Raw genomic sequence first — 23,241 nt, 5'->3', positions numbered from 1 at the left:
CGCCCTTACTATCAGATGACGCCGAACGTCCAGCCCTCAGTATGCGCAATCTGCGCCGTCAGCATCGCGGGCTTCCACATGGCCGGTTCAGCCGCGGCCCGGCGCATCCAGGCGGCGGTGACGATCGCGTCCGCGCCATGGTCGTCGGGCATCGGGCCGTCATGCGCGGCCGATCCCAACGCCGCCAGGGCCACGTTCAGCGCGGCCGCATCGCGCATCTTGCTGCGCCCCTTGGGCCGCCCCGCCGCGCGCGCGGCGATGCTGGTATAGATTTCCACCACTACCGACCCGGTATCGGGCAATGGATCGAATGGCCAGACCGGCAGCCTGCCGCGCAGGTGATGCAGCATCCGCATCCCGGCAAAGCTGGCCTTGGCCACCTGCGCCGCGCCGATCGCGTCATAGACGGTCGATGGCTTGCCCCCGCCGCCCGCCTTATACCGCGCCTCGCAGACACGATTATGCATGAAAGCGGCCTTCACCCCGTCCGCCTTGCCGAAATAGAAATGGCGGCGATGCGCGACTTCCAGCAGGCTCGCCGCGCCCAGGTCCGCATCCTCGCAGATCGCATCGACATAGGCCCAGAAACCGGGGCCGTCTTCCGGCACCCGATCGCCCGGCAGATAGCCGCCCCGCGCGACGAAGGGCGGCGCGAAGCTGAAATCGAAGCCGAACAGGGTAGGGGCCTGCCGCCCGACCCCGACCAGCCAGTCGGCCACCGCCTGCCGCGACCAGATACCACCCGGCGCCGCCACCAGCCGCGGCACGGCATCGCCCGCCTCGCACAACGCCACTGCAATCCCCTTGTGCCGCGCGCCCTTGGCGCCCGACCAGTCGATCGCGGCGAACCGCCCGAACCGCGTCACCCGCCCCCGCGTTCCGCCCGCAACCGGTCCCAATGGGCGATGCGCTCGGCGATCCGCGCCTCGAACCCGCGATCGGTCGGCGCATAGAAAATCTGCGGCGTCATCTCGTCCGGCCAGTAATTGGCCCCGGAAAAGCCCTCCGCCGCGTCATGGTCATATTGATAGCCCTTGCCGTAACCGACCTGCTTCATCAGCTTGGTGGGGGCGTTGACGATGTTCATCGGCGGCATCAGCGACCCGGTGTCGCGCGCCGATTTGAACGACGCCTTCATCGCCGCATAGGCTGCGTTCGACTTGGGCGCGGTCGCGCAATAGAGGCACGCCTGTACGATCGCCAGCTCGCCCTCGGGCGATCCCAGGAAATCATAGGCGTCCTTGGCGGCCAGGCACTGCACCACCGCCTGCGGATCGGCGAGGCCGATATCCTCCGTCGCGAAGCGCACCAGCCGGCGCAGTACATAAAGCGGCTCTTCCCCCGCCGTCAGCATCCGCGCCAGATAATAGAGCGCCGCCTGCGGGTCCGACCCGCGCAGCGACTTATGCAGCGCGGAGATGAGATTATAATGCCCCTCCCGGTCCTTGTCATACACCGCGACCCGGCGGTGGAGCAGGGCGGACAGGCCGGCCGGATCGAGCGGCTGCGGCAAATCGATCGCATAGAGCGTCTCGACCTGGTTGAGCAGGAAGCGCCCGTCGCCATCCGCGCTCGCCACCAGCGCCTCGCGCGCGGCGGCGTCGATCGGCACCGGCCGCCCCGTCAGCGCCTCGGCCCGGTCGAGCAACTGCTCCAGCGCGGCCGCGTCCAGCCGCCGCAGGATCAGCACCTGCGCCCGCGACAGCAGGGCCGCGTTCAGCTCGAAACTCGGATTTTCGGTCGTCGCCCCGACCAAAGTCACCGTACCGTCCTCGACGAAGGGCAGGAAACCGTCCTGTTGCGCCCGGTTGAAGCGGTGGATCTCGTCCACGAACAATAATGTCTTCTCGCCGCGCCGGGCATGGTCCCTGGCGTTCGCGAAAAGTTTCTTGAGGTCGGCCACGCCCGAAAATACCGCCGATATCGGGGCAAAGCGCATCCCCACCGCATCGGCCAGCAGCCGCGCCGTGGTCGTCTTGCCGGTGCCGGGCGGCCCCCATAATATGATCGATGACAGCCGCCCGGCCGCCACCATCCGGCCGATCGCGCCGTCCGGCCCGGTCAGATGTTCCTGTCCCACCACATCGGCCAGCGTGCGCGGGCGCAGCCGATCGGCGAGGGGGGCGGTGTCCGCCGGTCCGTCGGCAGGAAGATCATCGGAAGCGAAAAGGTCGGCCATCGCTACCGTGTATAGGGTGCGTCGCGCATTATGGAACCGGGCTGGATCGCGGCGCCAGCCCCTGGGCGCGCTGGCGGATGACGCGCAGATAGGTGTCGACCAGCGCCTGGTTGACCTGGTCCCATCCATTGCGCTCCGCCCGTTGCTGCGCCGCCGCGCCCGCCACCTGCCGCGCGCCGTCATCGATGCAATAGGCCTGCAATGCGTCGGCGAAGGCGCCGATCGCGCCGGGGCGGATCAGCCGCCCGGTGACGCCGTCCGTGACCAGGCTCTCGCTGCCGGTGGCCCGCGCCGCGACGGTGGGGAGGCCGCACGCCATCGCCTCCAGCGTGACATTGCCGAACGTCTCGGTCACCGACGGGTTGAACAGCACGTCCATGCTGGCGACTGCACGGCCCAGCTCCGCCCCCTTCTGGAAGCCGGTAAAAACTGCATCTGGCAGCCGGTTCTGGAACCATTCGCGCGCCGGGCCTTCGCCCACCACCAGCACCTTGTGCTGCACCTGCCGGGCGGCGAGCTGGTCGATTGCGTCGGAAAAGACGTCCAGCCCCTTTTCCATCACCAGCCGGCCGATGAAGCCGATGGCGGGCGCGTCGTCGGCGATGCCCAGCGACCGCCGCCAGCCCAGGTCGCGGCGGCCGGGATGGAAAATCTCCCGGTCGATGCCGCGTGTCCAGATGCCGACATCATAGTTCATCCGCTGATCGCGCAGCAGTTGCGCCATCGATTCGGATGGCGCGACGATCGCGTCGCAGCGGCGATAGAAGCGGCGCAGGATGGATTCGATCAGCGGCTCCAGAAAGGCCAGCCCATAATAGCGCGGATAGGTTTCGAACCGCGTATGCACCGACGCCACGGTCGGCAGCCCGCGCGCGCGCGCCCAGCTCAATGCCCGGTGCCCCAGCGGATCGGGGCTCGACAGATGCACGACATTGGGCGCGAACGCCTTGAGATCGCGGCGAACCTGCGCCGACATGCGATAGGGGACTCGATATTCCTTGCGCCCCGGCACCGGGAAGGACGGCGTGCTGACCAGATCCCCGGCCGGATCGAAGGCCGGGGTGGGGGTGGTGGGCGAATAGACGCGCACGGCCGCCCCCTGCCGCAGCAAATAGGTCACGAAGCGGTTGAGCGCCTGGTTCGCGCCATCGCGCACATAATTATAATTGCCGCTGAACAGGGCGACGCGCAGGCCGGTAGCATCCATCGCCGCCCCTTAACGCAACCGGCGAAAAAACCCAAGGGAACCAGTCGGCGCGTCGGGAATTTTGCTTTTCGCAGGGGCTTGGAACGGCCGGCGCAGCTTGCGCCCGAATTGGAGAGAATGCCCATGACCGAGACTTTCCGTAAAGGAACGCGGGTCAAATGGAATTGGGGGCAGGGCGTCGGCCGAGGACGTATCGCGGAACGGTTCGATCGCCATGTCGAGCGCACCATCGAAGGATCGCTGATCCGCCGCAACGGCTCGCCGCGCGACCCCGCCTATCTCATTCAGGCAGATAGCGGCGGTGAGGTGCTCAAGCTGCGGTCCGAACTCAGCAGCGGCTGAAGCCTCTGTTCGTCAACCGGCCATCGCGCCGCGCGTGCGATCATGGCATATCGTTCCGATGACGACGCCCTTCATGACCATCGACGCGCTGCTGGTCGGCACACCCGCACCCTTTCGCGACGGCGACTATAGCGCCATCGCCAAGCGACCCGTTGATGGCGTCGTGCGCATCACATGGGACGGGTTCGAACAAGATGCGGTAGCCGACCCCATCCATCATGGTGGCTGGGACAAGGCGATCCATCTCTACCCGCAGGATCATTATGGCTGGTGGCGGGGCCGCAAGCCCGACCAGCCCTTGCTCGACGCGCCCGGCGCCTTTGGCGAGAATATCGCCTCGCGCGGGATGACGGAGGCGGACATCTGCCTGGGCGATCGCTTCTCGCTGGGCAGCGCGGTGGTGGAGGTCAGCCACGGCCGCCAGCCCTGCTGGAAGCTCGACCATCGCTTCGGCGCACGCGACGTCATGACGACGATCATCAAGACCGCGCGTAGCGGCCTCTATTTCCGCGTCATCCGGCAGGGCGAGGCGGAATCCGGCACGCGCATGGACCTGCTGGACCGTCCCTTGCCCGACTGGAGCATCGCCCGGATTTTCCAGTTGCTGATCGGCGGTGGCCACAAACGCGATCCCGACGCTGTTTGCGCGCTGGCGGACATGCCGCTCCTGGCCGAAGCCTGGCGGGAGAGGGCACGCAAACTGGCGGCATAGGTCGGCGGGAGATGGGAGCGGAGCGCGTTTCCGCGGCAGGGTGAGTGCAATGTCCAAAAGTAACTATATTTGGTCTCTCATCTTCGTCATCCCAGCCTAGTCTGGAATCTCCCTTCTTCCAACGAAACGCTTGAAGGAAAAGAGAGATGCTTCCGAGGGTCACGCGCCTTTCGATGGCATGATGGTGGGAAAGCCCGTCTGCTTCCCGCCTATCCCGGCCCTCCATCCCCGCGACCCAATTCCCCCACAGGCACAAAGCCGTCCTCGCTGTCCTACAGCGCCGGATTCCGCTATATCCGCGTCCGGTTCCTTCGCATCGTCAGCCCCGCTTATCCGCCAGTCTCCGGAGGGTGCGCCCCACTTTGGGATAAAAAATTCACCATGCGGCACATGCATGAAGTTCGGGAAGTTCCGGTCCGTCATCCGCCCGCCGATCCTGCGGCGTTCCCGGGCGCCGAAGCCGCCGCCATATCGCTGGCATCGGACGGTACGCCTGCCTATAGCTGGTCCATGGCATCGACCCCCAAGAACAAAGCATCCGCCCCCGCGCGCACCAAAGTCCGGCCCGCCGGCTTTCCGACCCGCGACGCGGTGATGGACTTCATCACCAGTTCCGACCAGCCCGCCGGCAAGCGCGAGATCGCCAAGGCGTTCGGCCTCAAGGGGCAGGAAAAGATCGCGCTCAAGGCGTTGCTCAAGGATATGGCGGACGAGGGGCTGATCGATCTCGGCCCCGCCCGCGCCTTCCACAAGATGGGTGGCGTGCCCAAGGTCACGGTGCTGCGCATCGTCGATGTCGACGACACGACCCTGATCGCCACCCCCGAACGGTGGGAAGCCGAAGGCCAGCCTGCGCCCCGCCTGCGCGTGCTGGAACGCGGCAAACGCGGCGCCTTGACCATCGGCGACCGCATCCTCGCCCGCACCGAGGAAGCCGGGCGCGGCTATGTCGCGCACGTCATGAAGAAGCTCGCCAAGGCCAGCGAGGAATTGCTGGGCGTGGTGGAGGTGATGGCCGACGGCAAGCTATGGCTGCGCCCGGTCGACAAGCGCATCCGCAAGGATACGCCGATCAGCGACGTCGGCAACGCCAAGCCCGGTGACCTGGTGCTGGCCGAACCCCATGGCCGCCCGCCGCGCATTGCCGCCCGCGTCACCGACATTCTCGGCGACCCCTTCGCCCCGCGCAGCTTCAGCCTGATCGCGATCCACAAGCATGGCATCCCCCATGTCTTCCCGGAGCGGGTGGAGGAGGAGGCGATCACCGCCTCCGCCCTGCCATTGCATGCGGACAAGCGCGAAGATCTGCGCCACCTGCCGATCGTCGCGATCGATCCGTCCGACGCCCGCGACCATGACGATGCCGTCTGGGCGACCCCGGACGAGGATGAGGGCAATGCCGGCGGCTATAAGGCTATCGTCGCCATCGCCGACGTCAGCTACTATGTCCGGCCCGGTAGCGCGCTGGACAAGGAAGCGCGCAAGCGCGGCAACAGCGTCTATTTCCCCGACCAGGTCGTGCCGATGCTGCCCCACGACCTCTCGTCCGACATGTGTTCGCTCCGCGCCGGGCAGGACCGGGCGGCGATGGCCTGCCACCTCACCATCAACGCCCAGGGCAAGGTCACGGGCTGGCGCTTCACCCGCGCCGTGATCCGCGTCGCGGCGGTGCTGGCTTATGAAGATGCGCAGGCCGCGATCGACGGAGCGGAAGCCGACGCTGCGCCGACAGCATCGCGCAAGCAGGCGGACGAATTGCTCGACGTCGCCCTCAAACCGCTCTGGACCTGCTGGGCGCTGCTGCGCAAGGCGCGGGACGCGCGCGATCCGCTGGCGCTCGACCTGCCAGAACGCCGCGTGGTGCTGGACGAGCATGGCAAGATCGTCAGCGTCGCGGTGCGGGAACGGCTCGACGCCCATATGCTGATCGAGGATTATATGATCGCGGCCAACGTCGCGGCGGCCAAGGCGCTGGAGGCGAAGAAGGCCCCCGTCATGTACCGCGTGCATGAAGCGCCGGGCCGCGAAAAACTGGTCGCGCTCAAGGACTATCTCGCCACCTTCGACATGAATTTCGCGCTTGGTCAGGTCATCCGCCCATCGACCTTCAACGCGCTGATCCGCAAAATCGCAGAGTCGGAGGAGAAGGAGCAGATCATGGTCCAGATCCTGCGCAGCCAGACCCAGGCCTATTACAGCCCGCAAAATATGGGCCATTTCGGCCTCGCGCTGGGCAGCTACGCCCATTTTACCTCGCCCATCCGCCGCTATGCGGACCTGCTGGTGCATCGCGCGCTGGTCGGCGCCTACAGCCTGGAACTGCCCGCGCCCAAGGGCGACGCGATCCCGAGCCGCTCGTCGCTCAGCCAGGACGATTATGAGAATATGGGGCGGGTCGGCGAACTCATCTCCGGCCATGAACGCCGCGCGATGGAGGCGGAGCGCGAGACCGTCGATCGCTATGTCGCGGCCTTCCTGTCCGCCCATGTCGGCGAAATCGTCAAGGCGCGCATCACCGGGGTCCAGAATTTCGGCTTCTTCGCCACGGTCGACGGGCTGGGCGGCGACGGACTGGTGCCGGTGTCCACCATGGGCGCCGAACATTTTTTTTATGACGAAGCGGGCAAGGCCTTGCAGGGCGTCGAAAGCGGCGATCGCTACACGGTCGGCCAGCGGCTGGAACTGCGATTGGCGGAAGCCGATCCGATCAACGGCTCGCTACGCTTTGAACTGCCCGACAATCCCGCGCCCCGCGGCGGCCTGTTGAAGCGCGATCGCACCCGTCCCGGCATCAAGCGCGGCCGACCGACCAATATCCGGCATATGGGGGCGAAGCGCGGCAAGCATAAGCGGTAAAGTCGCAGATCAACTCAGCCGGTCGATCGCCTCGCTATCCAGCCCGCCCGGAATGATCATGAGCGGGCAGGGCAGCTTGCCCGCGTCAGCGCCCGCGAAATGCGTAACGAGCTTGCCCGGATTGCCGCTTGCCGCAGCGCCCAGAACGAGCGCCGCGACATCGTCCATTTCCTCCAGTGTGCCGCGCACGACAGCGACCGCCTCACCCTGTCTCACGGTAATGCTGGGACGGATGCCCGATTCATCGGTCAGCGTCCCCGCTGCGCTGGTCACCAGCGCCTCTGCGCGTTGCAGCGCTTCGTCCTCCATGGTGGCCTGGACGCCGCCCCATTGTACGAACTCGGCCGGCGGGATCAGCGCCAGGATGCGGACCGCGCCGCCGGTTTTGGCTGCGCGCCGCGCGGCGAACCGCAAAGCGGTTTCCGCTTCCGGCGATTCGTCCACGACAACCAGATATGTCCGCACTTCTTATCGCCCCCGCGTTCAATTAATGGCGTCGGACGTTGGCAAAACGCCTCAACGAACCATAGAGGTGAAATGTGCGGCATAAAGGCGCGTCTGGCAAGCCGTCCCTTGACCGATCCGGCGAATGGGTGAAAACGGGCAGCCAACGGTCAAAGCCGTGAAGCCAAGAAGAGGCCCGAAAGCATGAGCAAGACGATCCAGATGCCCGCTTTGTCCCCGACGATGGAGGAAGGGACGCTGGCCAAATGGCTGGTCAAGGAGGGCGACACGGTATCGTCCGGCGATCTGCTGGCAGAGATCGAGACCGACAAGGCGACGATGGAATTCGAAGCGGTCGATGAAGGCGTGATCGCCAAGATACTGATCGCCGAAGGCGCGGAGGGCGTGAAGGTCGGCACCGTCATCGCCATCATCGCCGAAGAGGGGGAAGATGCCGCGACCGTCGCCGCTGGCGGTGCCAAAGCGGACGCCGCTCCCGCGCCAAAGGCCGATCCCGTCCCCGCCAAGGCCGAAACACCCGCCCCGAAAGCGGACGCCGCGCCCAAGGCTGAGGCCGCTGCGGCCAAGCCTGCGGTGGCGTCGGACGACCGTGTGAAGGCCAGCCCGCTGGCGCGCCGCTTGGCGGAGGCCAAGGGGGTCGATCTGGCCAGCATCACCGGCACGGGCACCAACGGCCGCATCGTCAAGGCTGATATCGAAGGCGCACAGCCCGGCGCCGCCGCGCCGACCGCTGCCCCCGCCAGTGCGCCGGTCGCTGCGACGCCCGCGCCGGTCGCTGCCGCCGCGCAGGATTTCGGCATCCCGCACGACGTCATCAAGCTCAGCGGTATGCGCAAGACGATCGCGCGCCGCCTGACCGAATCCAAGCAGCAGGTGCCGCACATCTACCTGACCGTCGACATTCAGCTCGACAAGCTGCTCAAGCTGCGCGGCGAACTCAATGCCGGTCTCGCCAGCCGCAAGGTCAAGCTGTCGGTCAACGACCTGCTCATCAAGGCGCTGGGCGTCGCGCTGATCCAGGTGCCCGAATGCAACGTGCAGTTTGCCGGCGACCAGATGCTGCAGTTCAAGCGCGCCGACATCAGCGTCGCCGTGTCGATCCCCGGCGGTCTCATCACGCCGATCGTCAGCGATGCGGGCAGCAAGGGCGTCGCCGCCATTTCCGAAGCGATGAAGGATCTGGCTGCCCGTGCCAAGGACGGCAAGCTCAAGCCCGAGGAATATCAGGGCGGCACCGCCTCGCTGTCCAACATGGGCATGTTCGGCATCAAGCAGTTCGAAGCGGTCATCAACCCTCCCCAGGCCATGATCATGGCGATCGGCGCGGGCGAGAAGCGGCCCTATATCGTCGATGACTCGGTCCAGATCGCGACCGTCATGTCGGCGACCGGCAGCTTCGACCATCGCGCCATCGATGGAGCCGATGGCGCCCGCCTGATGAAGGCGTTCAAGGAATTGGTCGAAAACCCGATCGGTATGCTGGCCTGATGGCCTATGTCGACGAAACCCCGCCGGATATCAGTCCGGCGGTGCGGGTCATCGCCATGCCGACCGATACCAATCCCTATGGGGATATCTTCGGCGGCTGGTTGATGAGTCTGATGGATTCGGCGGCGGGTTCCGTCGCCGCCCGGCACAGCCATGGTCGCGCCGTGACGATCGCGGTGGAAGGGATGACCTTCCTGCGCCCCGTCGTGGTTGGGGATGAGGTGTCGGTATTCGCCACGCTCAAATCCGTCGGGCGTACGTCGATGAAAATCTATGTCGAAGCCTGGCGGCGTGCCCGGCATGACGACCGGTCCTACCGCGTGACCCACGCGACCTTCAGCTTCGTGGCGATCGGTGAGGATCGCCAGCCCCGTTCCGTGCCGCCCCTGCCGGGCGAGTGAAATGATCAAGACAATAAGCGAGACTGACCATGGCTGAGAATTACGATGTCATCGTTCTGGGCTCCGGCCCCGGCGGCTATGTCGCCGCGATCCGTTCCGCCCAGCTGGGCCTCAAGACCGCGATCGTCGAGCGCGAAAATCTGGGCGGCATCTGTCTCAATTGGGGCTGTATCCCGACCAAGGCGCTGCTGCGCTCTGCCGAAATTTTCCATTATATGCAGCATGCCAAGGATTATGGCCTGGCTGCAGAGAAGATCAGCGCGGACATCGAAGCCGTCGTAAAGCGGTCGCGCGGCGTCGCCAAGCAGCTTAATCAGGGCGTCACGCACCTGATGAAGAAGAACAAGATCACCGTCCATATGGGCGACGGCAAGCTGACCGGAAAAGGCAAGCTCAGCGTCACCAAGGACGGCAAGAGCGAAGAGCTGACGGCCAGGAACATCATCGTCGCGACCGGCGCGCGCGCCCGCGACCTGCCCTTCGCCAAGGCAGACGGCAAGCGCGTGTGGACCTATCGCCACGCCATGACGCCTTCGGAAATGCCGACCAAGCTGCTGGTCATCGGATCGGGCGCGATCGGCATCGAGTTCGCCAGCTTCTATAACGATATGGGCGCGGACGTGACCGTGGTCGAAATGATGGACCGCGTCGTCCCGGTCGAGGATGCCGATGTGTCCGCCTTCCTCGAAAAGGCGCTCAAGAAGCAGGGCATGACGATCATGACCGGCGCGGGCGTCGAAAAGCTGGAAGTCGGCGCGAACGGGGTGAAGGCCGCGATCAAGGGCAAGGACGGCAAGGTGGTGAATGGCGACTTCAGCCATGTCATCGTCGCTGTCGGCATCGTCCCCAACACCGAAAATATCGGTCTGGAAGAACTCGGCATCAAGTCCGAACGCGGCCATATCGTCACCGACCCGACCTGCAAGACCAATGTCGATGGCATCTGGGCCATCGGTGACGTCACCGCGCCGCCATGGCTGGCGCACAAGGCGAGCCATGAAGGCGTGATCGTGGCCGAAGCGATTGCGGGGAAGCATCCCCACGCCATGGACGTCCGCAACATTCCGGGCTGTACCTACTGCCACCCGCAGATCGCCAGCGTCGGCCTGACCGAAGCCAAGGCGAAGGAAGCCGGTTACGAGGTGAAGGTCGGCATGTTCCCCTTCATCGGCAATGGCAAGGCGATCGCGCTGGGCGAGGCGGAAGGCTTCACCAAGACCATATTCGATGCCAAGACCGGCGAACTGCTGGGCGCGCACATGATCGGCGCGGAAGTCACGGAAATGATCCAGGGCTATACCATCGGCAAAACGCTGGAAACGACCGAGGCGGAACTGATGCACACCGTCTTCCCGCATCCGACGATTTCGGAATCGATGCATGAAAGCGTACTCGCGGCATATGGCCGTGCGCTCCATATCTGATTGGCGCATATCGCCGGTGAAAGGCGCGGGAGCTTTGGCTCTCGCGCTTTTTTGCGTATTGGCGATCGCATTGATGCAACGGGCCGGGTGGCTCGACGGCCTGAATGTCCGGCTGATGGAAGGGGCAGGACAGGCACGCGACAGCGCCATCGGCCGCGATGTGACGCTGTTGATGCGATCGGCTTCCGCGGTCGGCGGTACCGCGGGGCGGCTGCTCCTGCTCGCCATGGCTTTCGGCTGGCTGCTCCTGCACGGACGGCGGCAGGGCGCCTTGTGGCTGGCGCTGACGATGGCGGGCGGCACCTTGCTCAACCTTGGCTTGAAACAGGTTTTTGCCGCGCCGCGCCCGGATCTGCTGCCCCATCTCGACATCGTCCACAGTTACAGCTTCCCCAGCGGCCATGCGGCGGGAAACATGATCTTCTTCGGCGCGCTGGCGCTGCTCGCCGGTCGGCGCGGCGGCTATCATGCGGCGGCGGCTATGATCGCCTTGATCGGCGTCAGCCGGGTCTGGCTCGGCGTCCATTGGCCCAGCGATGTTACCGCGGGCTGGATCGAAGGGCTGGGCTGGCTCGCTTTATGCCGCGTCTGGCTACCAGCGCGGGGAGGGGAGCAGCAGGGCGCGGCCCATGCTGCTGTGCGGCGGCATCCCGTCGCTGGTGATGAAGCCATGGACCCAGAAACTGTCGAACACCGTCGCCGCGGCGATCAGCAATAGCATGATCGCCGTGACGGCGAATATCCGTTGCGCACCGCGCACGGCGCTATCGGGCGACAGGGCGATCAGCACCAGCGGTAGCAGCGGCAGGAAATAGCGCCCCTGCGTCCCCTGGATATAGTCGGCGCCCAGCGGCGTTCCCGTCAGGTACATGGCCGTTTCGATCAGCAGTGCAACGCCCGCTGCGACCGCCAGCCACCAGAGCCGCTGGCCGATGCCGAAGCGCGCACCGCTGCCGTTGGCGACGCCCGCACCCAGCATCAGCAGCGCCAGTGGATAGGCGACCAGCGGCAACAGGATCGCGTTCCAGCCGAAACGCCCGACAATCTGCAACGCATAGACCGGCGCACGTTCGACTACGCTGCCGACGAGAATGCGGACATAACCCATTGGATCATGCAGCAGGATGGCAAGCTGGTCGCGCAGCGGTGCGGTCATCATCGTCTCGCCCGTCTTGCGCGACTGGATATGATAGAGCGCCTGACTTCCGCCCGAATAGTGCATCCAGCCGATGAAGGCGATTGCGCCCAGGCCCATCGCCCCCAGGATCAGTCCTGTCCGCAGGTTGCGGCGATCCTGCGGCCAGCGCAGTCCCGCGGCCATGATCGGCAGATAGACGCCCTTGCATAGCGCCAGCAGCGGCCCCGTCACCAGCAAGGCCATCGATCGTGCCGGCGTCGCCCCCATGAACCCGGTACGCAGCGCCAGCGCCAGGCCCAGAAAGCCAAGCCCGTTGATGACGGCATCGGGCGACAGCGATCCGGTCTGATAGGCGAAGGTCGGCAGCAGGGCGGTCGCCAGCAGCGCATTGCGGCCGAAGGGCAACAGGCGCAGCGCCGCGATCAGCAGCGCCAGTCCGATCAGCGCGTTGACGAGCCGCCCGACATAGAAGGCGTCGATCCACGGCAGGCCCAGCATCCGCCCCAAGGTCAGCCCCACCGCGCCTGGCGCATAAAGGCTGGGCGCATAGCTGGCGACATTGGGAAAATCGGCAAAGGCCGTGCCCGGACGGCCGGCGTCGACGGCCGCGCTGCGGGCGATCTGCGCGCGATCGAAGCTGCGCAATATGGGCGGCACATCGGTCGGGAAATCCACGCCATGGATAGCCAGTGCCGCTCGCGGCAGTTCCACGCCGATCGCTTCGCCGCGCTGTTCGGTCAGCACATGCCCCTGCGCCAGCGCCAGCGCCTTCATATAATGCTGGTTTTCGTCCGGCGCCTGAAAGGGCGGGGTGACGATGGCGAAGAAGAGCGTGGCGACACAGACGGCCGCGAGCAGCAGCCTCTCGATTGGGGTCCATGGCCCAGCAAACAGCATGTCGCCATTGGCCGCGCCGGTAAATCTGCTCCGCTCGTTCCGCATGGCCGCACCCTATCCGGCGCGGCTTAACATTTCGCGACCGTAATCCTTTATTGCTGGCAAGATGGCGTTGGAGCGAAAGGCTTTTACGCCTCCGCTTCTTCCCGCTCGACCGGCGGATGCAGTCGCAGGCGGGTCACGCGGCGACCGTCGCTCGCGACGATCTCCAGCTTCCAGCCGCTGGGGCCGTGATCCAGTATCTCACCTGGTTCCGGCACGCGTCCGGCAAGGACGAAGGCCAGGCCGCCCAGCGTGTCGACATCTTCCTCGACCTCGCCCAGCTTCTCGTCGATTTCCTCGGCGACATCGTCCAGTTCGGCGCGCGCATCGGCTTCCCACAGGCCGCCGTCGAGCGGGACCAGCATCGCCTCGGGCGCATCGTCATGCTCGTCCTCGACATCGCCGACGATTTCCTCGACCAGATCCTCGAAGGTCAGCAGCCCTTCGGTCCCAGAATATTCGTCCAGCACGATGGCCAGATGGGTCCGCTTGGCCCGCATTTCCGCGAGCAGGTCGAGCGCGCCCATGCTTTCGGGCACGTAGAGCGGCTGTCGGATCAGCGGCTCCAGCGTCTCGGGCACAGGCGACTTGCCTGCCAGGATCGCGAAAGCGTCGCGGATATGGATCATGCCGACGATCGTATCGAGCGTGCCGCGATAGACCGGCACGCGGCTATGCCCCGCCTCGGCGAACAGCGCGGCGAGGTCGGCAAAGCTGGCTTTCTCCTCGATCGCGATGATGTCCGCGCGCGGCACGGCGACATCGTCCACAGTATGTTCGGAAAAATGGAGCAGGTTGCGCACCATCTGGCGTTCGATCGCCGACAGGTCGCCCTTGGCCGGCGGCCCGCCATTCTCGTCCTGCTCGTCCTCGTCATATTCGTCGAGCGCTTCTTCCAGCTCCTTGCGCAGGCTGGTCTCTTCCCCCTCGCCGAACAGGAGCGACTTGATGCCGCTCCATAATCCGCCCTCGTTGCTACTGTCCCCTTCTTTCGAAGCGGTGCCGTCCTTCGGACTGCCGTCAGCCATGATCGTTCTTATTCCCCAGTTGCGCGATCCCCATAGGGATCGGAAAGACCCATGCTCAGCAGCGCTGCAATCTCCAGCGCTTCCATCGCTTCGGCCTCATTGTCGTCCATATGGTCATATCCAAGCAAATGAAAAGTCCCGTGGACGATCAGATGCGTGGCATGATCGGCCACCGATATGCCTTTTTCCGCCGCTTCGGCGACGCAGACGCCTTCCGCCAGCACGATATCGCCCAGCAGCACTTCGCCGTCGTCGGTATTGGCGGTCACTTCCAGCAGGTCGTCCTGCACCATCGGAAAGGACAGGACGTTGGTCGGCTTGTCCTTGTCGCGATAGGCGCGGTTGAGCTGATGCACCTCCGCGTCGCTGGTCAGCTTGACCGCGATTTCATACAGCGCCTCGTCGGTCGCGAAGGCGGCATAGGGGCTATGCGCAATGGCCGCCGCCACGGCGCGCTGGGCCACAAAGTCCCAATCGACACCCGGCCAGCCTTCGTCATGAAGAACAGCGACTTCAATCATTTAACATTCTTTCCGTTCGGTTCGCGCTGGTCGAGAACCGGTTGCACGCGACGCTTCGCCACAAACGCGAAGCGAACGGATGTTTGCGTCAGGCATCCGGCCCCTCATAGGCCTCCACGATCCGGCCGACCACGGGATGCCGGACGACGTCGGCGATGCCGAACGGCACCATCGCGATGCCTTCCACGCCCTGCAATCGCGCGACCGCATCGGCCAGCCCGGATATGCCCGGCTGCGGCAGATCGACCTGCTTGGGGTCGCCGCAAATGACCATCCGGCTGCCTTCGCCGAAGCGGGTCAGGAACATCTTCATCTGGGCGATGGTCGTGTTCTGCGCCTCGTCCAGTACGATGAAGGCATTGGCCAGCGTCCGTCCGCGCATGAAGGCCAGCGGCGCGATCTCGATCTCGCCGCTCGCGATCCGCCGTTCGACCTGTTCGGCCGGCAGCGTGTCGTGCAGCGCATCGTAGATCGGGCGGAGATAGGGATCGACCTTCTCCTTCATGTCGCCGGGCAGGAATCCCAGCTTCTCGCCTGCTTCCACTGCGGGACGCGACAGGATCAGCCGGTCGACGCTGCCGGTGATGAGCTGGCTGACCGCCTGCGCCACGGCCAGATAGGTCTTGCCGGTGCCTGCCGGCCCCAGCGCGAAAATGATGTCGTTGCGATTGAGCGCCTCCATATAGGTGACCTGCGTCGCGGAGCGCGGCACGATCGTCTTCTTGCGCGTGCGGATCATCACCTTGGGCGGTTCGGCGACATCGGTGCGGATGATGCCGTCCAGCGTGGGTTCGGACGACATGGCGATCACCGCCTCGACCGCGCCGGCGTCGATTTCCTGTCCCGCGACGATGCGGTTGTAGAGGCCGGTCATCACGTCGCGGGCGCGGGCGGCGGCCTGCGCCTCGCCCTCGATCTGCAACTTGTTCCCGCGCGCGGCGATATAGACGCCCAGCCGATTTTCGATCGCCACCAGATTGCGGTCGTATTGGCCGAACAAGGTGCCCAGCAGATGCGGCTTTTCGAAGGTGACTTCCAGTCGCGCCTTTTCGGCGACGGGCTCGCGATGATGTTGGTTCGGTTTCTTGCCCATGCTCAGCCCCTTTTCCCATCCGTCATGCTCGCAAAGGCGAGTATCCATCTTCCGCCGTTCGATCCTGGTGGACACGGTCGGAGAGGGGTTCCTGCATATGCCGGAACGACGGTTTTTTGGTTCAAGCGGCCTGCCTCCTGCTGGGTTCGCCGGCCAGACTATTCGGGCCGGCGCTGATGATGTCGACTTCGACCATGTCGCCGATGGAAAGGTCGGGCACGGTGACATGGACGGACTGGAGCCAGGGCGTCTTCCCGATCAGCTGGCCGGGATAACGCCCCTTGCGCTCCAGAAGAATGTCGGTGCTGCGGCCGATCGTAGCGGCGTTGAAATCCACCTGATGCCGGTTGATCGCCGCCTGCAACCGCGCAAGCCGCTCATCCATGACCGCCGCGGAGATCTGATGATCCATGTCGGCGGCGGGGGTGCCGGGACGGGGGCTATATTTGAAGCTGTAGCATTGGGCGTAACCCACCTGATCCACGATCCTGAGCGTATCTTCGAACTCGGCGTCGGTTTCGCCGGGGAAGCCGACAATGAAGTCGCCCGACACGGCGATATCGGGGCGCACCGCGCGCACGCGATCGATGATGCGCAGATAGCTGTCGACGCTATGGCTGCGGTTCATGGCCTTTAGGATGCGGTCATTGCCCGACTGCACCGGCAGATGGAGGAAAGGCATAAGCTTCTCCACCTCGCCATGCGCGGCGATCAGGCCGTCGCTCATGTCGTTGGGATGGCTGGTGGTATAGCGGATGCGCTTGAGGTCGGCGATCTTCGCCAGAGCGCGGACCAGCCCGTCCATGCCCTGCGTCCGACCCTTGTCGTCCTCGCCGGTCCAGGCGTTCACATTCTGGCCCAGCAGCGTGATCTCGCGCACGCCGCCATCGACCAGCGCCTTCGCCTCGTCCAGTATCGCGTCCCATGACCGGCTGATTTCCGCGCCGCGCGTATAGGGCACCACGCAATAGGTGCAGAATTTGTCGCACCCTTCCATGATCGTCAGGAAGGCGGTCGGCCGGGCCTGCTTGGTGCGGGCGGGAAGGGCGCCGAATTTGGACGCCAGCGGCATGTCTGTGTCGACAGCCTCCTCGCCGCGACCGACCTTGTCGATCAGGTCGGGCAGGCGGTGATAGGCCTGCGGGCCGACGACGATATCGACATTGCGCGCGCGGCGCTGGATTTCGCCGCCTTCGGCCTGCGCGACACAGCCGGCGACCGCGATCATAGGGCGGCTGCCATCCTCGCGCACCATCCGGCCGATATCGGAATAGACCTTGTCCACCGCCTTTTCCCGAATATGGCAGGTGTTGAGGATGACGAGGTCGGCATCGGCCCCCTCCGCCGCGGCAGTCATGCCGCGCGTGCCCAGCATTTCTGCCATGCGCTCGCCATCATAGACGTTCATCTGGCAGCCGAAGGATTTGACGTGGAAAGTCGCTGGGGCAGTCTTGGCGAGGGTTTTGGGGGCGTCGTTACGATTCATCGCACCAGCTATACAGGCGGCAGGGGCGAAGCGGAAGGGCGCTGATGCGCCTTGGAACGTTGCTCTATACTAAGTGCGATACGCTCGCGCGCCTTGGCGGCGATGACCTTGCGATCGGCGCATTGCGCCGGGTCGAACGGCTCCAGGAAGCGCAGCGTGACCGGCAGCGTTCCCTTGCGTCCCAATATGCGCATGGCGTTGGTTCCTGCCGGCTCCTCGCCGTGCCAGGCGATCTCCGCCGTCGCCGGTCCATAATCGATATGCACCGGCTGGATCATCACCGCGCGCGGCGGGGGCAGTAACACTGCCAGCAAGGACGGTTTGAACGGCAGCAGCCCGCTGCCGTCGCTCGTCGTGCCTTCGGGAAAGAGCGCCACCGGCTGATGCCCCATCAGCGCCGCGCGCAGGGCGTCGATCTGGCCCGACAGCGCGCCGCGCCGCTCGCGCGCGACAAACAGCGTGTTGTTCTGCGCCGCCAGCCAGCCGATCACCGGCCAGCGGGCGATACCGTCATGCGCGACGAAGGCTGCGCCGGTCGCGCCGGCCAGCGCCAATATGTCGAGCCAGCTAACATGATTGGCGAGCAGGAAGATGTCGCCGTCATGGGGGTGCCCGTCCTTCCGCACGCGCGCGCCGACCGATCGCGCGGCCATCGCCAGGAAGCGTCGCGGCCACGGCGAAGGGCGGCGCGCCACGCGCCAGAGCAGGTGCGGGATCAGGCAGACGAGCAGGCTGGCGATCAATGCCGCGATGCGGATCGTCCGGCGCAGCGCGCTCAACCGGTCAGTTCTTCCGGTCGAGGGCGACGCCGTACAATTCCATGCGATGGTCGACCAGGCGGAAACCCAGCTTCTCGGCGATCAGCTTCTGCAACTGTTCCAGTTCCGGGTCGACGAACTCGATGACATTGCCGGTTTCGACGTCGATCAGATGGTCGTGATGGGATTCCGGCGCGGCTTCGTACCGGGCGCGGCCATCGCCGAAATCATGCCGGTCCAATATGCCCGCTTCCTCGAACAGGCGCACCGTGCGGTACACCGTGGCGATGGAAATGCCCGGATCGATCGCCGCGGACCGGCGATGCAGTTCCTCGACATCGGGGTGGTCGGTGGCGTCGCTCAGCACCTGGGCGATCACCCGGCGCTGCTCGGTGATCCGCAGTCCCTTTTCATGGCACAGGGCTTCGACGTCGATTTTGCGGTTCATGCAGGCTCGCTTAATGGCTTGGTGCGACAGGTTGGATCGAACCTAGCGACTTTTATGAATACAGGAAAGGGGCGCATCGGCGATGCGCCCCTTTCTTTGACGGCGTCTCGATCGATCTGGCAGATCGATCGCGCGAATTATTTGCCGCGTGTGGCGGGGGTCCGGCGGCGCTTGGTGCCCAGGCCGATCTTCTTCGCCAGGTTGCGGCGCTGTTCGGCATAATTGGGGGCTACCATCGGATAATCGGCGGGCAGGCCCCACTTGGCGCGATAATCGTCCGGCGTCATCTGATAATGGGTCATCAGGTGGCGCTTGAGCATCTTCAGCTTCTTGCCGTCTTCCAGGCAGATAATATAGTCGGGCTTGATCGACGAACGGACCGAAACGGCCGGCTCAGGCTTGACTTCAGGCACCGGCGCAGGCTGGCTCAGGCCCGACAGCGCAGCGTGAACATTCTGAATCAGCGTAGATACGTCGGAGACGGCGACACTGTTGTTCGAGACATGGGCAGCCACGATGTCCGACGTCAAAGTAATGAGCAGTTCGCTCTGGGCCGATTCGGTTTCCATTTTCCTGTTTCCTACAAGGCTATATTGTTGTGCGACCCGCCCAAGGAATGCATTTCAGGAGCGGTATATGGTCGCTAGACCTTGGCGTAGGATTTCGCAAGACCCTATTAAGTCAGGCCAGCATGTCGATGCGAAAGCTGAGTGCATCGTGAAGTTGACCATCATTGCCGCGATAGTAACCGGGGCGACGATGCACATATTCGAAGCCGCTTTTCTCGTATAGTTTGACGGCCTTATTTGTCGAACGCACTTCCAGGTTCATGGATGTGATGCCGCGCTGGCGCGCGGTGCGGAGGCTGTGGCGCAGCAATGTCTCGCCGATGCCGCGTCCGCGCCAGATCGGATCGACCGCCAGCAGCAGCAATTCGCATTCGTCCAGCACCGACCGCACCAGCGCAAAGCCCAGCGGCGCGGCGTCCACGCGCGCTATGGTCAGCCAGGTGCCCGGCATCATCAGCACGCCCGCCAGTTGCGGCATCGTCCAGGCCTCGCCGAACACGGGGTCGAAGGCGCGCGCCATGACCTCCATCGCGTCCGCCAGCGCATTGCGCTCGCCCTCGTCATAAACGCTCAGATGCAGGTCGGGGATCATGATGCGGCGCGCTCCGCCATGGTCATCGCATCCGCGCCACGGCCATAGATCGGACTAGGGGGCAGCGGCGCAAGCCCGGCGATCAGCGGATAGTCGGTGGCATCGGGATAGAGGGTGGTCGCTGCGCCATCACCGCGCGCCGTCACCAGCGCTTCGGCGCCCGTGCCATAGAGGATCGGCGCGTCGAGCAGTCCTGCCAGTTGCGCGATCGGCGTGGAGGCGATCGCGCTCGTCGCGCGTATGCCGTCGGCGGTAAAGCATTGCCAGAACAACTCGCCATGGCCGCCGGTGATGGTGACGGCGATCGGGCCACCGGCATGATCCTGCGCCGCCTTCGCCGCGATCAGCGACGGCGCGCTATAGCCATGCAGCGGGATATTCCAGGCCAGAGCCAGTGCGCGGGCGGCGGCAATGCCGATCCGAACGCCGGTGAAGCTGCCCGGTCCCACATCCACCACGATCGCGTCGGCGCGCCCGCCATCGGGTAAGGCGGCGATGGCGGGCAACAGCGCCTCGGCATGGCCGCGCCCGACGACTTCGTGGAAACGGCCGATCGGCGTCCCGTCCTCCAGCAGTGCGACGGACAGGGCCTGGGTGGCGGTGTCGATCACCAGAAGACGCAAGCAAACCCCCTCAAGCATCCGCCCCAAGCATTGATGCTTTGCGGATTCGTCTTGCGGTTAGTCGATCCTTCGGGATTTGCCAAATGTCGCGAACAGGCCTCAGACCGCGCGGACCTCGGTGACTTCGGGCACATAATGTTTCAGCAACTGCTCGATGCCGTTCTTGAGCGTGGCGGTGGAGGACGGGCAACCCGAACAGGCGCCCTGCATCTTCAAATAGACGGTGCCCTTGTCGAAGCCGCGATAGATGATGTCGCCGCCATCATTGGCCACCGCCGGGCGCACCCGCGTATCGATCAGGTCGCGGATCTGCTCGACGATCTCGGCGTCTTCCGGGGCGTCGGCAAAGCTCTCCTCGTCGGCCGGCACGCTGATCCCCGCAGCGGAGCCGGGCGTGAAGAGCGGCATGTTCGCTGAGAAATGCTCTAGCAGCGTTGCCAGAACATCCGGCTTCACGTCGGACCATTCCGATCCCGGCGCAATCGTGACCGAGATGAAATGCCCGCCGAAAAACACGCCCGTCACATCGCCCAGGCGGAACAGCGCATCGGCCAGCGGCGACGCTTCCGCTTCCTCCGGCGTCGCGAAATCGCGCGTGCCGACGCCCATGACTTCGCGTCCGGGCAGGAATTTGATGGTCGCCGGGTTGGGCGTCAGTTCGGTCTCGATCAGCATGATGCTCATGTGGCGATTGCCGCGGTCAAGATCAAGCGTTTCGGGAACTTCGCTGCATCCCGGCCATTGAAGGAGGCGACGCAACAAGGAGACAGGATCATGGGCGACACCACCGATATTCGAGATCGTTTCTGGACGGAACTGTCGAGCAGCCCCTTCCTGATGCTGGGCTTGCAAAACAGCACGGAGCATAGCGCGCCGATGACCGCGCAACTCGATCCGAATGCCAATCACTGCTTCTGGTTCTACACATCGCGCGACAATCGGCTTGCGCCGGGCGGCCCGGCGATGGCGCAATATGCGGCCAAGGACCATAATCTCTTCGCTTGTATCGAAGGAACGCTGACGCCCGAAACCGATGCGGCGATTATCGATCGCTATTGGTCGAAAGAGGTCGAGGCCTGGTATCCGGGCGGTCGCAACGATCCCAATCTACTGATGCTGCGCTTCGATCTGGGGAACGCGGAAATCTGGCGGTCGGACATGTCGATCAAGGGCGTCTTCAAGATGCTGTTCGGCGGCGACGTGCGCGACGAAATGAAGGGCAAGCACGCCGAAGTGGCGCTCTGACGTCCTTTCCTTCACCGGAAAATCGGTGGCCGCGGTGCAAATCCGCGGCCGCTTGCTATTTGCCTGCAACTTCGCCATATGCGTTGCAGCGCAGCAGACGGGCCGTTTCCGGTCCCCCAGCGATTGGCAGCGTGATCGTCCGCAATCCCAATTGACCTCCAGGGGTCAGGTGAGGACCACGGACCGGCCAATGAGAGTCTGCGCCAAGCTTGAGGCTTCCCTTTTCACGCGGGTCGTTTCGTAACCCGCCTCGCGCCCTTCCTGCGTCCGCAGAGCAAGTTGGCGTCCTGGCCACTTGTGAGTTTTCTTTAATGCAATTCAACGACCTTGGTCTCGCCGAGCCCATCATGAAGGCGCTCGCCTCCAAAAACTACGTCACCCCGACCCCGATCCAGCAAAAGGCGATCCCCGTCCTGCTGGAAGGCAAGGATCTGTGCGGCATCGCCCAGACCGGCACCGGCAAGACCGCGGCCTTCGCGCTGCCCAGTCTCGATTATTTCGCCCGCAACCCCAGGCCGACGCCGGTCAAGGGCTGCCGGATGCTCGTGCTGGCGCCGACCCGCGAACTCGCCGCGCAGATCGCGCAGAGCTTTCGCGATTATGGCCGTTTCCTCAAGCTGTCGGTCGAAACCGTCTTTGGCGGCGTGCCGATCGGCAAGCAGATCCGTGCGCTCAGCGTCGGCGTCGATGTCGTCGTCGCGACCCCCGGCCGCCTGCTCGACCTGATCGACCAGCGCGCCTTCACCATCAAGGACACGGAAATCTTCGTTCTCGACGAAGCCGACCAGATGATGGACATGGGCTTCATACACCCGTTGAAGCGCGTCGCCAAGATGCTGCCCGCCGACCGTCAGAACCTCTTCTTCTCGGCCACCATGCCCAAGGAAATCGAGGCGCTCGCCGCACAGTTCCTCAACAATCCGGTCAAGGTCAGCGTCGCCCCGCAATCGACCACGGCCGAACGCGTCCGCCAGCAGATGTATTTCGTGAACCAGGGTGAGAAGCAGGCGCTCCTCCATCTGGTGCTCAAGAGCGAAGAGATTGACCGCGCGCTGATCTTCACCCGCACCAAACATGGCGCCGATCGCGTCGTGCGCTTCCTGGAAGGCGCGGGCATCGACGCCTTCGCCATCCATGGCAACAAGAGCCAGGGCCAGCGCACCACCGCGCTGCAGGCGTTCCGTCAGGGCAAGGTGAAGCTGCTGGTCGCGACCGACATCGCCGCGCGCGGCATCGACGTGTCGGGCGTCAGCCACGTCATCAACTTCGAAATCCCCAATGTGGCCGAACAATATGTCCACCGCATCGGACGGACGGCGCGCGCGGGAGCCGACGGCATCGCGATCAGCTTCGTGGCGGATGACGAGCGCCCCTATCTGAAGGCGATCGAGAAGGCGACCCGCGTGAAGCTGGAAGTCGTCGCGCTGCCGGAGAATTTCATGGACGCGGTGCGGGCTTTGCCCAAGCCGGCGGCACCCAAGAAGGGGCCGAGCCAGACCCCGCAGCAGCAGGCGCGCCGCGCCGACGGCCAGCGGAAATATCAGGATGGTCAGCGTCAGCAGCGCGGCGCCCCCGATCGCGCGCATCGCACCGATGCCGAGGGCGGCGAGAAGAAGCCCTTCCGTGGTCGCGGTCGCGGTCGCGGCGGCGTCGGCACGCACAAGGGCGCCGTCCAGCGCACCGGTGCACCGCGCTAAATCCATAGACGCCATTCGTTTCGGGCGAGG

Annotated in this window: 23 protein-coding genes and 1 pseudogene; 9 read left to right on the top strand and 15 right to left on the bottom strand. The window is 64.9% G+C overall.

All coding sequences use genetic code 11. From position 1 onward, the window contains the following. Positions 1 to 11: 11 nt before the first annotated feature. The 3 genes from SBA_RS13295 to SBA_RS13285 are packed head-to-tail and all read right to left on the bottom strand — an operon-like array spanning position 12 to position 3,386. On the bottom strand, positions 12 to 866 hold the full coding sequence (locus SBA_RS13295; RefSeq protein WP_224549864.1) for a hypothetical protein: 855 nt from the start codon (positions 864 to 866) through the stop codon (positions 12 to 14). Continuing rightward, positions 863 to 2,179, bottom strand: coding sequence for a replication-associated recombination protein A (locus tag SBA_RS13290; RefSeq protein ID WP_224549865.1), 1,317 nt, complete (start codon positions 2,177 to 2,179; stop codon positions 863 to 865). Before SBA_RS13290 ends, SBA_RS13295 begins: the two co-directional genes overlap by 4 nt. A 28-nt stretch (positions 2,180 to 2,207) precedes the next feature. Beyond that, positions 2,208 to 3,386, bottom strand: a complete 1,179-nt coding sequence (locus tag SBA_RS13285) for a glycosyltransferase family 4 protein (RefSeq protein ID WP_261934782.1) — start codon at positions 3,384 to 3,386, stop codon at positions 2,208 to 2,210. Positions 3,387 to 3,509: 123 nt separating this feature from the next. Here SBA_RS13285 and SBA_RS13280 point away from each other — a divergent pair, with 123 nt between their 5' ends. The 3 genes from SBA_RS13280 (at position 3,510) to rnr (ending at position 7,296) form a co-directional block, all read left to right on the top strand. After that, positions 3,510 to 3,728: a hypervirulence associated TUDOR domain-containing protein gene (locus SBA_RS13280; protein WP_224549867.1), complete on the top strand. Its 219-nt coding sequence runs from the start codon at positions 3,510 to 3,512 to the stop codon at positions 3,726 to 3,728. 58 nt (positions 3,729 to 3,786) lie between these two features. Continuing rightward, positions 3,787 to 4,440, top strand: a complete 654-nt coding sequence (locus SBA_RS13275) for an MOSC domain-containing protein (RefSeq protein WP_261934781.1) — start codon at positions 3,787 to 3,789, stop codon at positions 4,438 to 4,440. 510 nt (positions 4,441 to 4,950) lie between these two features. Beyond that, a complete protein-coding gene (gene rnr / locus SBA_RS13270; protein ID WP_261936732.1) occupies positions 4,951 to 7,296 on the top strand; it encodes a ribonuclease R in 2,346 nt (781 codons plus the stop codon). A 9-nt stretch (positions 7,297 to 7,305) separates the two neighbouring features. Here rnr and SBA_RS13265 read toward each other — a convergent pair whose 3' ends face one another. Continuing rightward, on the bottom strand, positions 7,306 to 7,761 hold the full coding sequence (locus SBA_RS13265; RefSeq protein ID WP_224549869.1) for a universal stress protein: 456 nt from the start codon (positions 7,759 to 7,761) through the stop codon (positions 7,306 to 7,308). Between the two features lie 183 nt (positions 7,762 to 7,944). On the opposite strand from SBA_RS13265, the gene SBA_RS13260 reads away from it, so the two are divergent. From SBA_RS13260 to SBA_RS13245, 4 genes and pseudogenes are all read left to right on the top strand, one after another. Continuing rightward, positions 7,945 to 9,249, top strand: a complete 1,305-nt coding sequence (locus tag SBA_RS13260) for a pyruvate dehydrogenase complex dihydrolipoamide acetyltransferase (RefSeq protein ID WP_224549870.1) — start codon at positions 7,945 to 7,947, stop codon at positions 9,247 to 9,249. Beyond that, on the top strand, positions 9,249 to 9,650 hold the full coding sequence (locus SBA_RS13255; RefSeq protein ID WP_224549871.1) for an acyl-CoA thioesterase: 402 nt from the start codon (positions 9,249 to 9,251) through the stop codon (positions 9,648 to 9,650). The genes SBA_RS13260 and SBA_RS13255 overlap by 1 nt, the downstream gene beginning before the upstream one ends. 29 nt (positions 9,651 to 9,679) lie before the next feature. Further along, positions 9,680 to 11,074 (top strand): dihydrolipoyl dehydrogenase, encoded by a 1,395-nt coding sequence (gene lpdA / locus SBA_RS13250; protein WP_261934780.1) that lies wholly within the window; start codon positions 9,680 to 9,682, stop codon positions 11,072 to 11,074. Then, positions 11,031 to 11,618, top strand: a pseudogene (locus tag SBA_RS13245) (phosphatase PAP2 family protein); the annotation flags it as partial. The gene lpdA and the pseudogene SBA_RS13245, both read left to right, overlap by 44 nt. 48 nt (positions 11,619 to 11,666) lie before the next feature. Here SBA_RS13245 and SBA_RS13240 read toward each other — a convergent pair. The 11 genes from SBA_RS13240 to SBA_RS13190 form a co-directional block, all read right to left on the bottom strand. Beyond that, the gene (locus SBA_RS13240; RefSeq protein ID WP_261934779.1) at positions 11,667 to 13,154 is read right to left on the bottom strand and encodes a DUF2142 domain-containing protein; all 1,488 of its coding nucleotides are present in this window, start codon (positions 13,152 to 13,154) and stop codon (positions 11,667 to 11,669) included. 83 nt (positions 13,155 to 13,237) lie between these two features. After that, positions 13,238 to 14,179, bottom strand: a complete 942-nt coding sequence (locus tag SBA_RS13235) for a hemolysin family protein (RefSeq protein ID WP_224549876.1) — start codon at positions 14,177 to 14,179, stop codon at positions 13,238 to 13,240. Between the two features lie 8 nt (positions 14,180 to 14,187). Then, positions 14,188 to 14,700, bottom strand: coding sequence for an rRNA maturation RNase YbeY (ybeY, locus tag SBA_RS13230; protein WP_224549878.1), 513 nt, complete (start codon positions 14,698 to 14,700; stop codon positions 14,188 to 14,190). Between the two features lie 88 nt (positions 14,701 to 14,788). Next, a complete protein-coding gene (locus tag SBA_RS13225; protein ID WP_261934778.1) occupies positions 14,789 to 15,793 on the bottom strand; it encodes a PhoH family protein in 1,005 nt (334 codons plus the stop codon). Between the two features lie 121 nt (positions 15,794 to 15,914). After that, a complete protein-coding gene (gene miaB / locus SBA_RS13220) occupies positions 15,915 to 17,279 on the bottom strand; it encodes a tRNA (N6-isopentenyl adenosine(37)-C2)-methylthiotransferase MiaB (protein ID WP_261934777.1) in 1,365 nt (454 codons plus the stop codon). An 8-nt stretch (positions 17,280 to 17,287) separates the two neighbouring features. Beyond that, positions 17,288 to 18,058: a lysophospholipid acyltransferase family protein gene (locus SBA_RS13215; protein ID WP_261934776.1), complete on the bottom strand. Its 771-nt coding sequence runs from the start codon at positions 18,056 to 18,058 to the stop codon at positions 17,288 to 17,290. A 4-nt stretch (positions 18,059 to 18,062) separates the two neighbouring features. Next, the gene (locus tag SBA_RS13210; RefSeq protein WP_066601774.1) at positions 18,063 to 18,485 is read right to left on the bottom strand and encodes a Fur family transcriptional regulator; all 423 of its coding nucleotides are present in this window, start codon (positions 18,483 to 18,485) and stop codon (positions 18,063 to 18,065) included. 137 nt (positions 18,486 to 18,622) lie between these two features. Further along, entirely contained in the window at positions 18,623 to 19,054 is a 432-nt protein-coding gene (locus SBA_RS13205) for a MucR family transcriptional regulator (protein ID WP_224549882.1), read from the bottom strand. Positions 19,055 to 19,166: 112 nt separating this feature from the next. Next, on the bottom strand, positions 19,167 to 19,646 hold the full coding sequence (gene rimI / locus SBA_RS13200; RefSeq protein WP_224549883.1) for a ribosomal protein S18-alanine N-acetyltransferase: 480 nt from the start codon (positions 19,644 to 19,646) through the stop codon (positions 19,167 to 19,169). Beyond that, positions 19,643 to 20,269 (bottom strand): tRNA (adenosine(37)-N6)-threonylcarbamoyltransferase complex dimerization subunit type 1 TsaB, encoded by a 627-nt coding sequence (gene tsaB, locus SBA_RS13195; protein ID WP_261934775.1) that lies wholly within the window; start codon positions 20,267 to 20,269, stop codon positions 19,643 to 19,645. Before tsaB ends, rimI begins: the two co-directional genes overlap by 4 nt. 99 nt (positions 20,270 to 20,368) lie before the next feature. Next, positions 20,369 to 20,944 carry a NifU family protein gene (locus SBA_RS13190; RefSeq protein WP_224549933.1) on the bottom strand — a complete coding sequence of 192 codons (576 nt, stop codon included), beginning with the start codon at positions 20,942 to 20,944 and terminating at the stop codon, positions 20,369 to 20,371. Positions 20,945 to 21,043: 99 nt separating this feature from the next. Between SBA_RS13190 and SBA_RS13185 the strand changes: the two genes are divergently transcribed. Both SBA_RS13185 and SBA_RS13180 read left to right on the top strand, forming a co-directional pair. Further along, positions 21,044 to 21,514 carry a pyridoxamine 5'-phosphate oxidase family protein gene (locus SBA_RS13185; RefSeq protein ID WP_261934774.1) on the top strand — a complete coding sequence of 157 codons (471 nt, stop codon included), beginning with the start codon at positions 21,044 to 21,046 and terminating at the stop codon, positions 21,512 to 21,514. A gap of 311 nt (positions 21,515 to 21,825) precedes the next feature. Then, complete coding sequence (locus SBA_RS13180; RefSeq protein WP_261934773.1) at positions 21,826 to 23,211, top strand: DEAD/DEAH box helicase; 1,386 nt, start codon at positions 21,826 to 21,828, stop codon at positions 23,209 to 23,211. Positions 23,212 to 23,241: the final 30 nt, after the last annotated feature.

The organism is Sphingomonas bisphenolicum (genome assembly GCF_024349785.1).
In the GTDB taxonomy this organism is placed as follows: Bacteria; Pseudomonadota; Alphaproteobacteria; order Sphingomonadales; family Sphingomonadaceae; genus Sphingobium; species Sphingobium bisphenolicum.
The sequence above is the reverse complement of the archived record's forward strand: the minus strand, read 5'-3'. Positions and strand labels throughout refer to the sequence as shown.

What these genes read in the sequence shown, in the direction of transcription:
- SBA_RS13290 (WP_224549865.1), bottom strand. Translation starts at nt 2,179, where the DNA reads ATGGCCGACCTTTTCGCTTCCGATGATCTTCCTGCCGACGGACCGGCG.
- SBA_RS13285 (WP_261934782.1), bottom strand. Translation starts at nt 3,386, where the DNA reads ATGGATGCTACCGGCCTGCGCGTCGCCCTGTTCAGCGGCAATTATAAT.
- SBA_RS13280 (WP_224549867.1), top strand. Translation starts at nt 3,510, where the DNA reads ATGACCGAGACTTTCCGTAAAGGAACGCGGGTCAAATGGAATTGGGGG.
- SBA_RS13275 (WP_261934781.1), top strand. Translation starts at nt 3,787, where the DNA reads ATGACGACGCCCTTCATGACCATCGACGCGCTGCTGGTCGGCACACCC.
- rnr (WP_261936732.1), top strand. Translation starts at nt 4,951, where the DNA reads ATGGCATCGACCCCCAAGAACAAAGCATCCGCCCCCGCGCGCACCAAA.
- SBA_RS13260 (WP_224549870.1), top strand. Translation starts at nt 7,945, where the DNA reads ATGAGCAAGACGATCCAGATGCCCGCTTTGTCCCCGACGATGGAGGAA.
- SBA_RS13255 (WP_224549871.1), top strand. Translation starts at nt 9,249, where the DNA reads ATGGCCTATGTCGACGAAACCCCGCCGGATATCAGTCCGGCGGTGCGG.
- lpdA (WP_261934780.1), top strand. Translation starts at nt 9,680, where the DNA reads ATGGCTGAGAATTACGATGTCATCGTTCTGGGCTCCGGCCCCGGCGGC.
- SBA_RS13240 (WP_261934779.1), bottom strand. Translation starts at nt 13,154, where the DNA reads ATGCGGAACGAGCGGAGCAGATTTACCGGCGCGGCCAATGGCGACATG.
- SBA_RS13235 (WP_224549876.1), bottom strand. Translation starts at nt 14,179, where the DNA reads ATGGCTGACGGCAGTCCGAAGGACGGCACCGCTTCGAAAGAAGGGGAC.
- ybeY (WP_224549878.1), bottom strand. Translation starts at nt 14,700, where the DNA reads ATGATTGAAGTCGCTGTTCTTCATGACGAAGGCTGGCCGGGTGTCGAT.
- SBA_RS13225 (WP_261934778.1), bottom strand. Translation starts at nt 15,793, where the DNA reads ATGGGCAAGAAACCGAACCAACATCATCGCGAGCCCGTCGCCGAAAAG.
- miaB (WP_261934777.1), bottom strand. Translation starts at nt 17,279, where the DNA reads ATGAATCGTAACGACGCCCCCAAAACCCTCGCCAAGACTGCCCCAGCG.
- SBA_RS13210 (WP_066601774.1), bottom strand. Translation starts at nt 18,485, where the DNA reads ATGAACCGCAAAATCGACGTCGAAGCCCTGTGCCATGAAAAGGGACTG.
- SBA_RS13205 (WP_224549882.1), bottom strand. Translation starts at nt 19,054, where the DNA reads ATGGAAACCGAATCGGCCCAGAGCGAACTGCTCATTACTTTGACGTCG.
- rimI (WP_224549883.1), bottom strand. Translation starts at nt 19,646, where the DNA reads ATGATCCCCGACCTGCATCTGAGCGTTTATGACGAGGGCGAGCGCAAT.
- SBA_RS13190 (WP_224549933.1), bottom strand. Translation starts at nt 20,944, where the DNA reads ATGCTGATCGAGACCGAACTGACGCCCAACCCGGCGACCATCAAATTC.
- SBA_RS13185 (WP_261934774.1), top strand. Translation starts at nt 21,044, where the DNA reads ATGGGCGACACCACCGATATTCGAGATCGTTTCTGGACGGAACTGTCG.
- SBA_RS13180 (WP_261934773.1), top strand. Translation starts at nt 21,826, where the DNA reads ATGCAATTCAACGACCTTGGTCTCGCCGAGCCCATCATGAAGGCGCTC.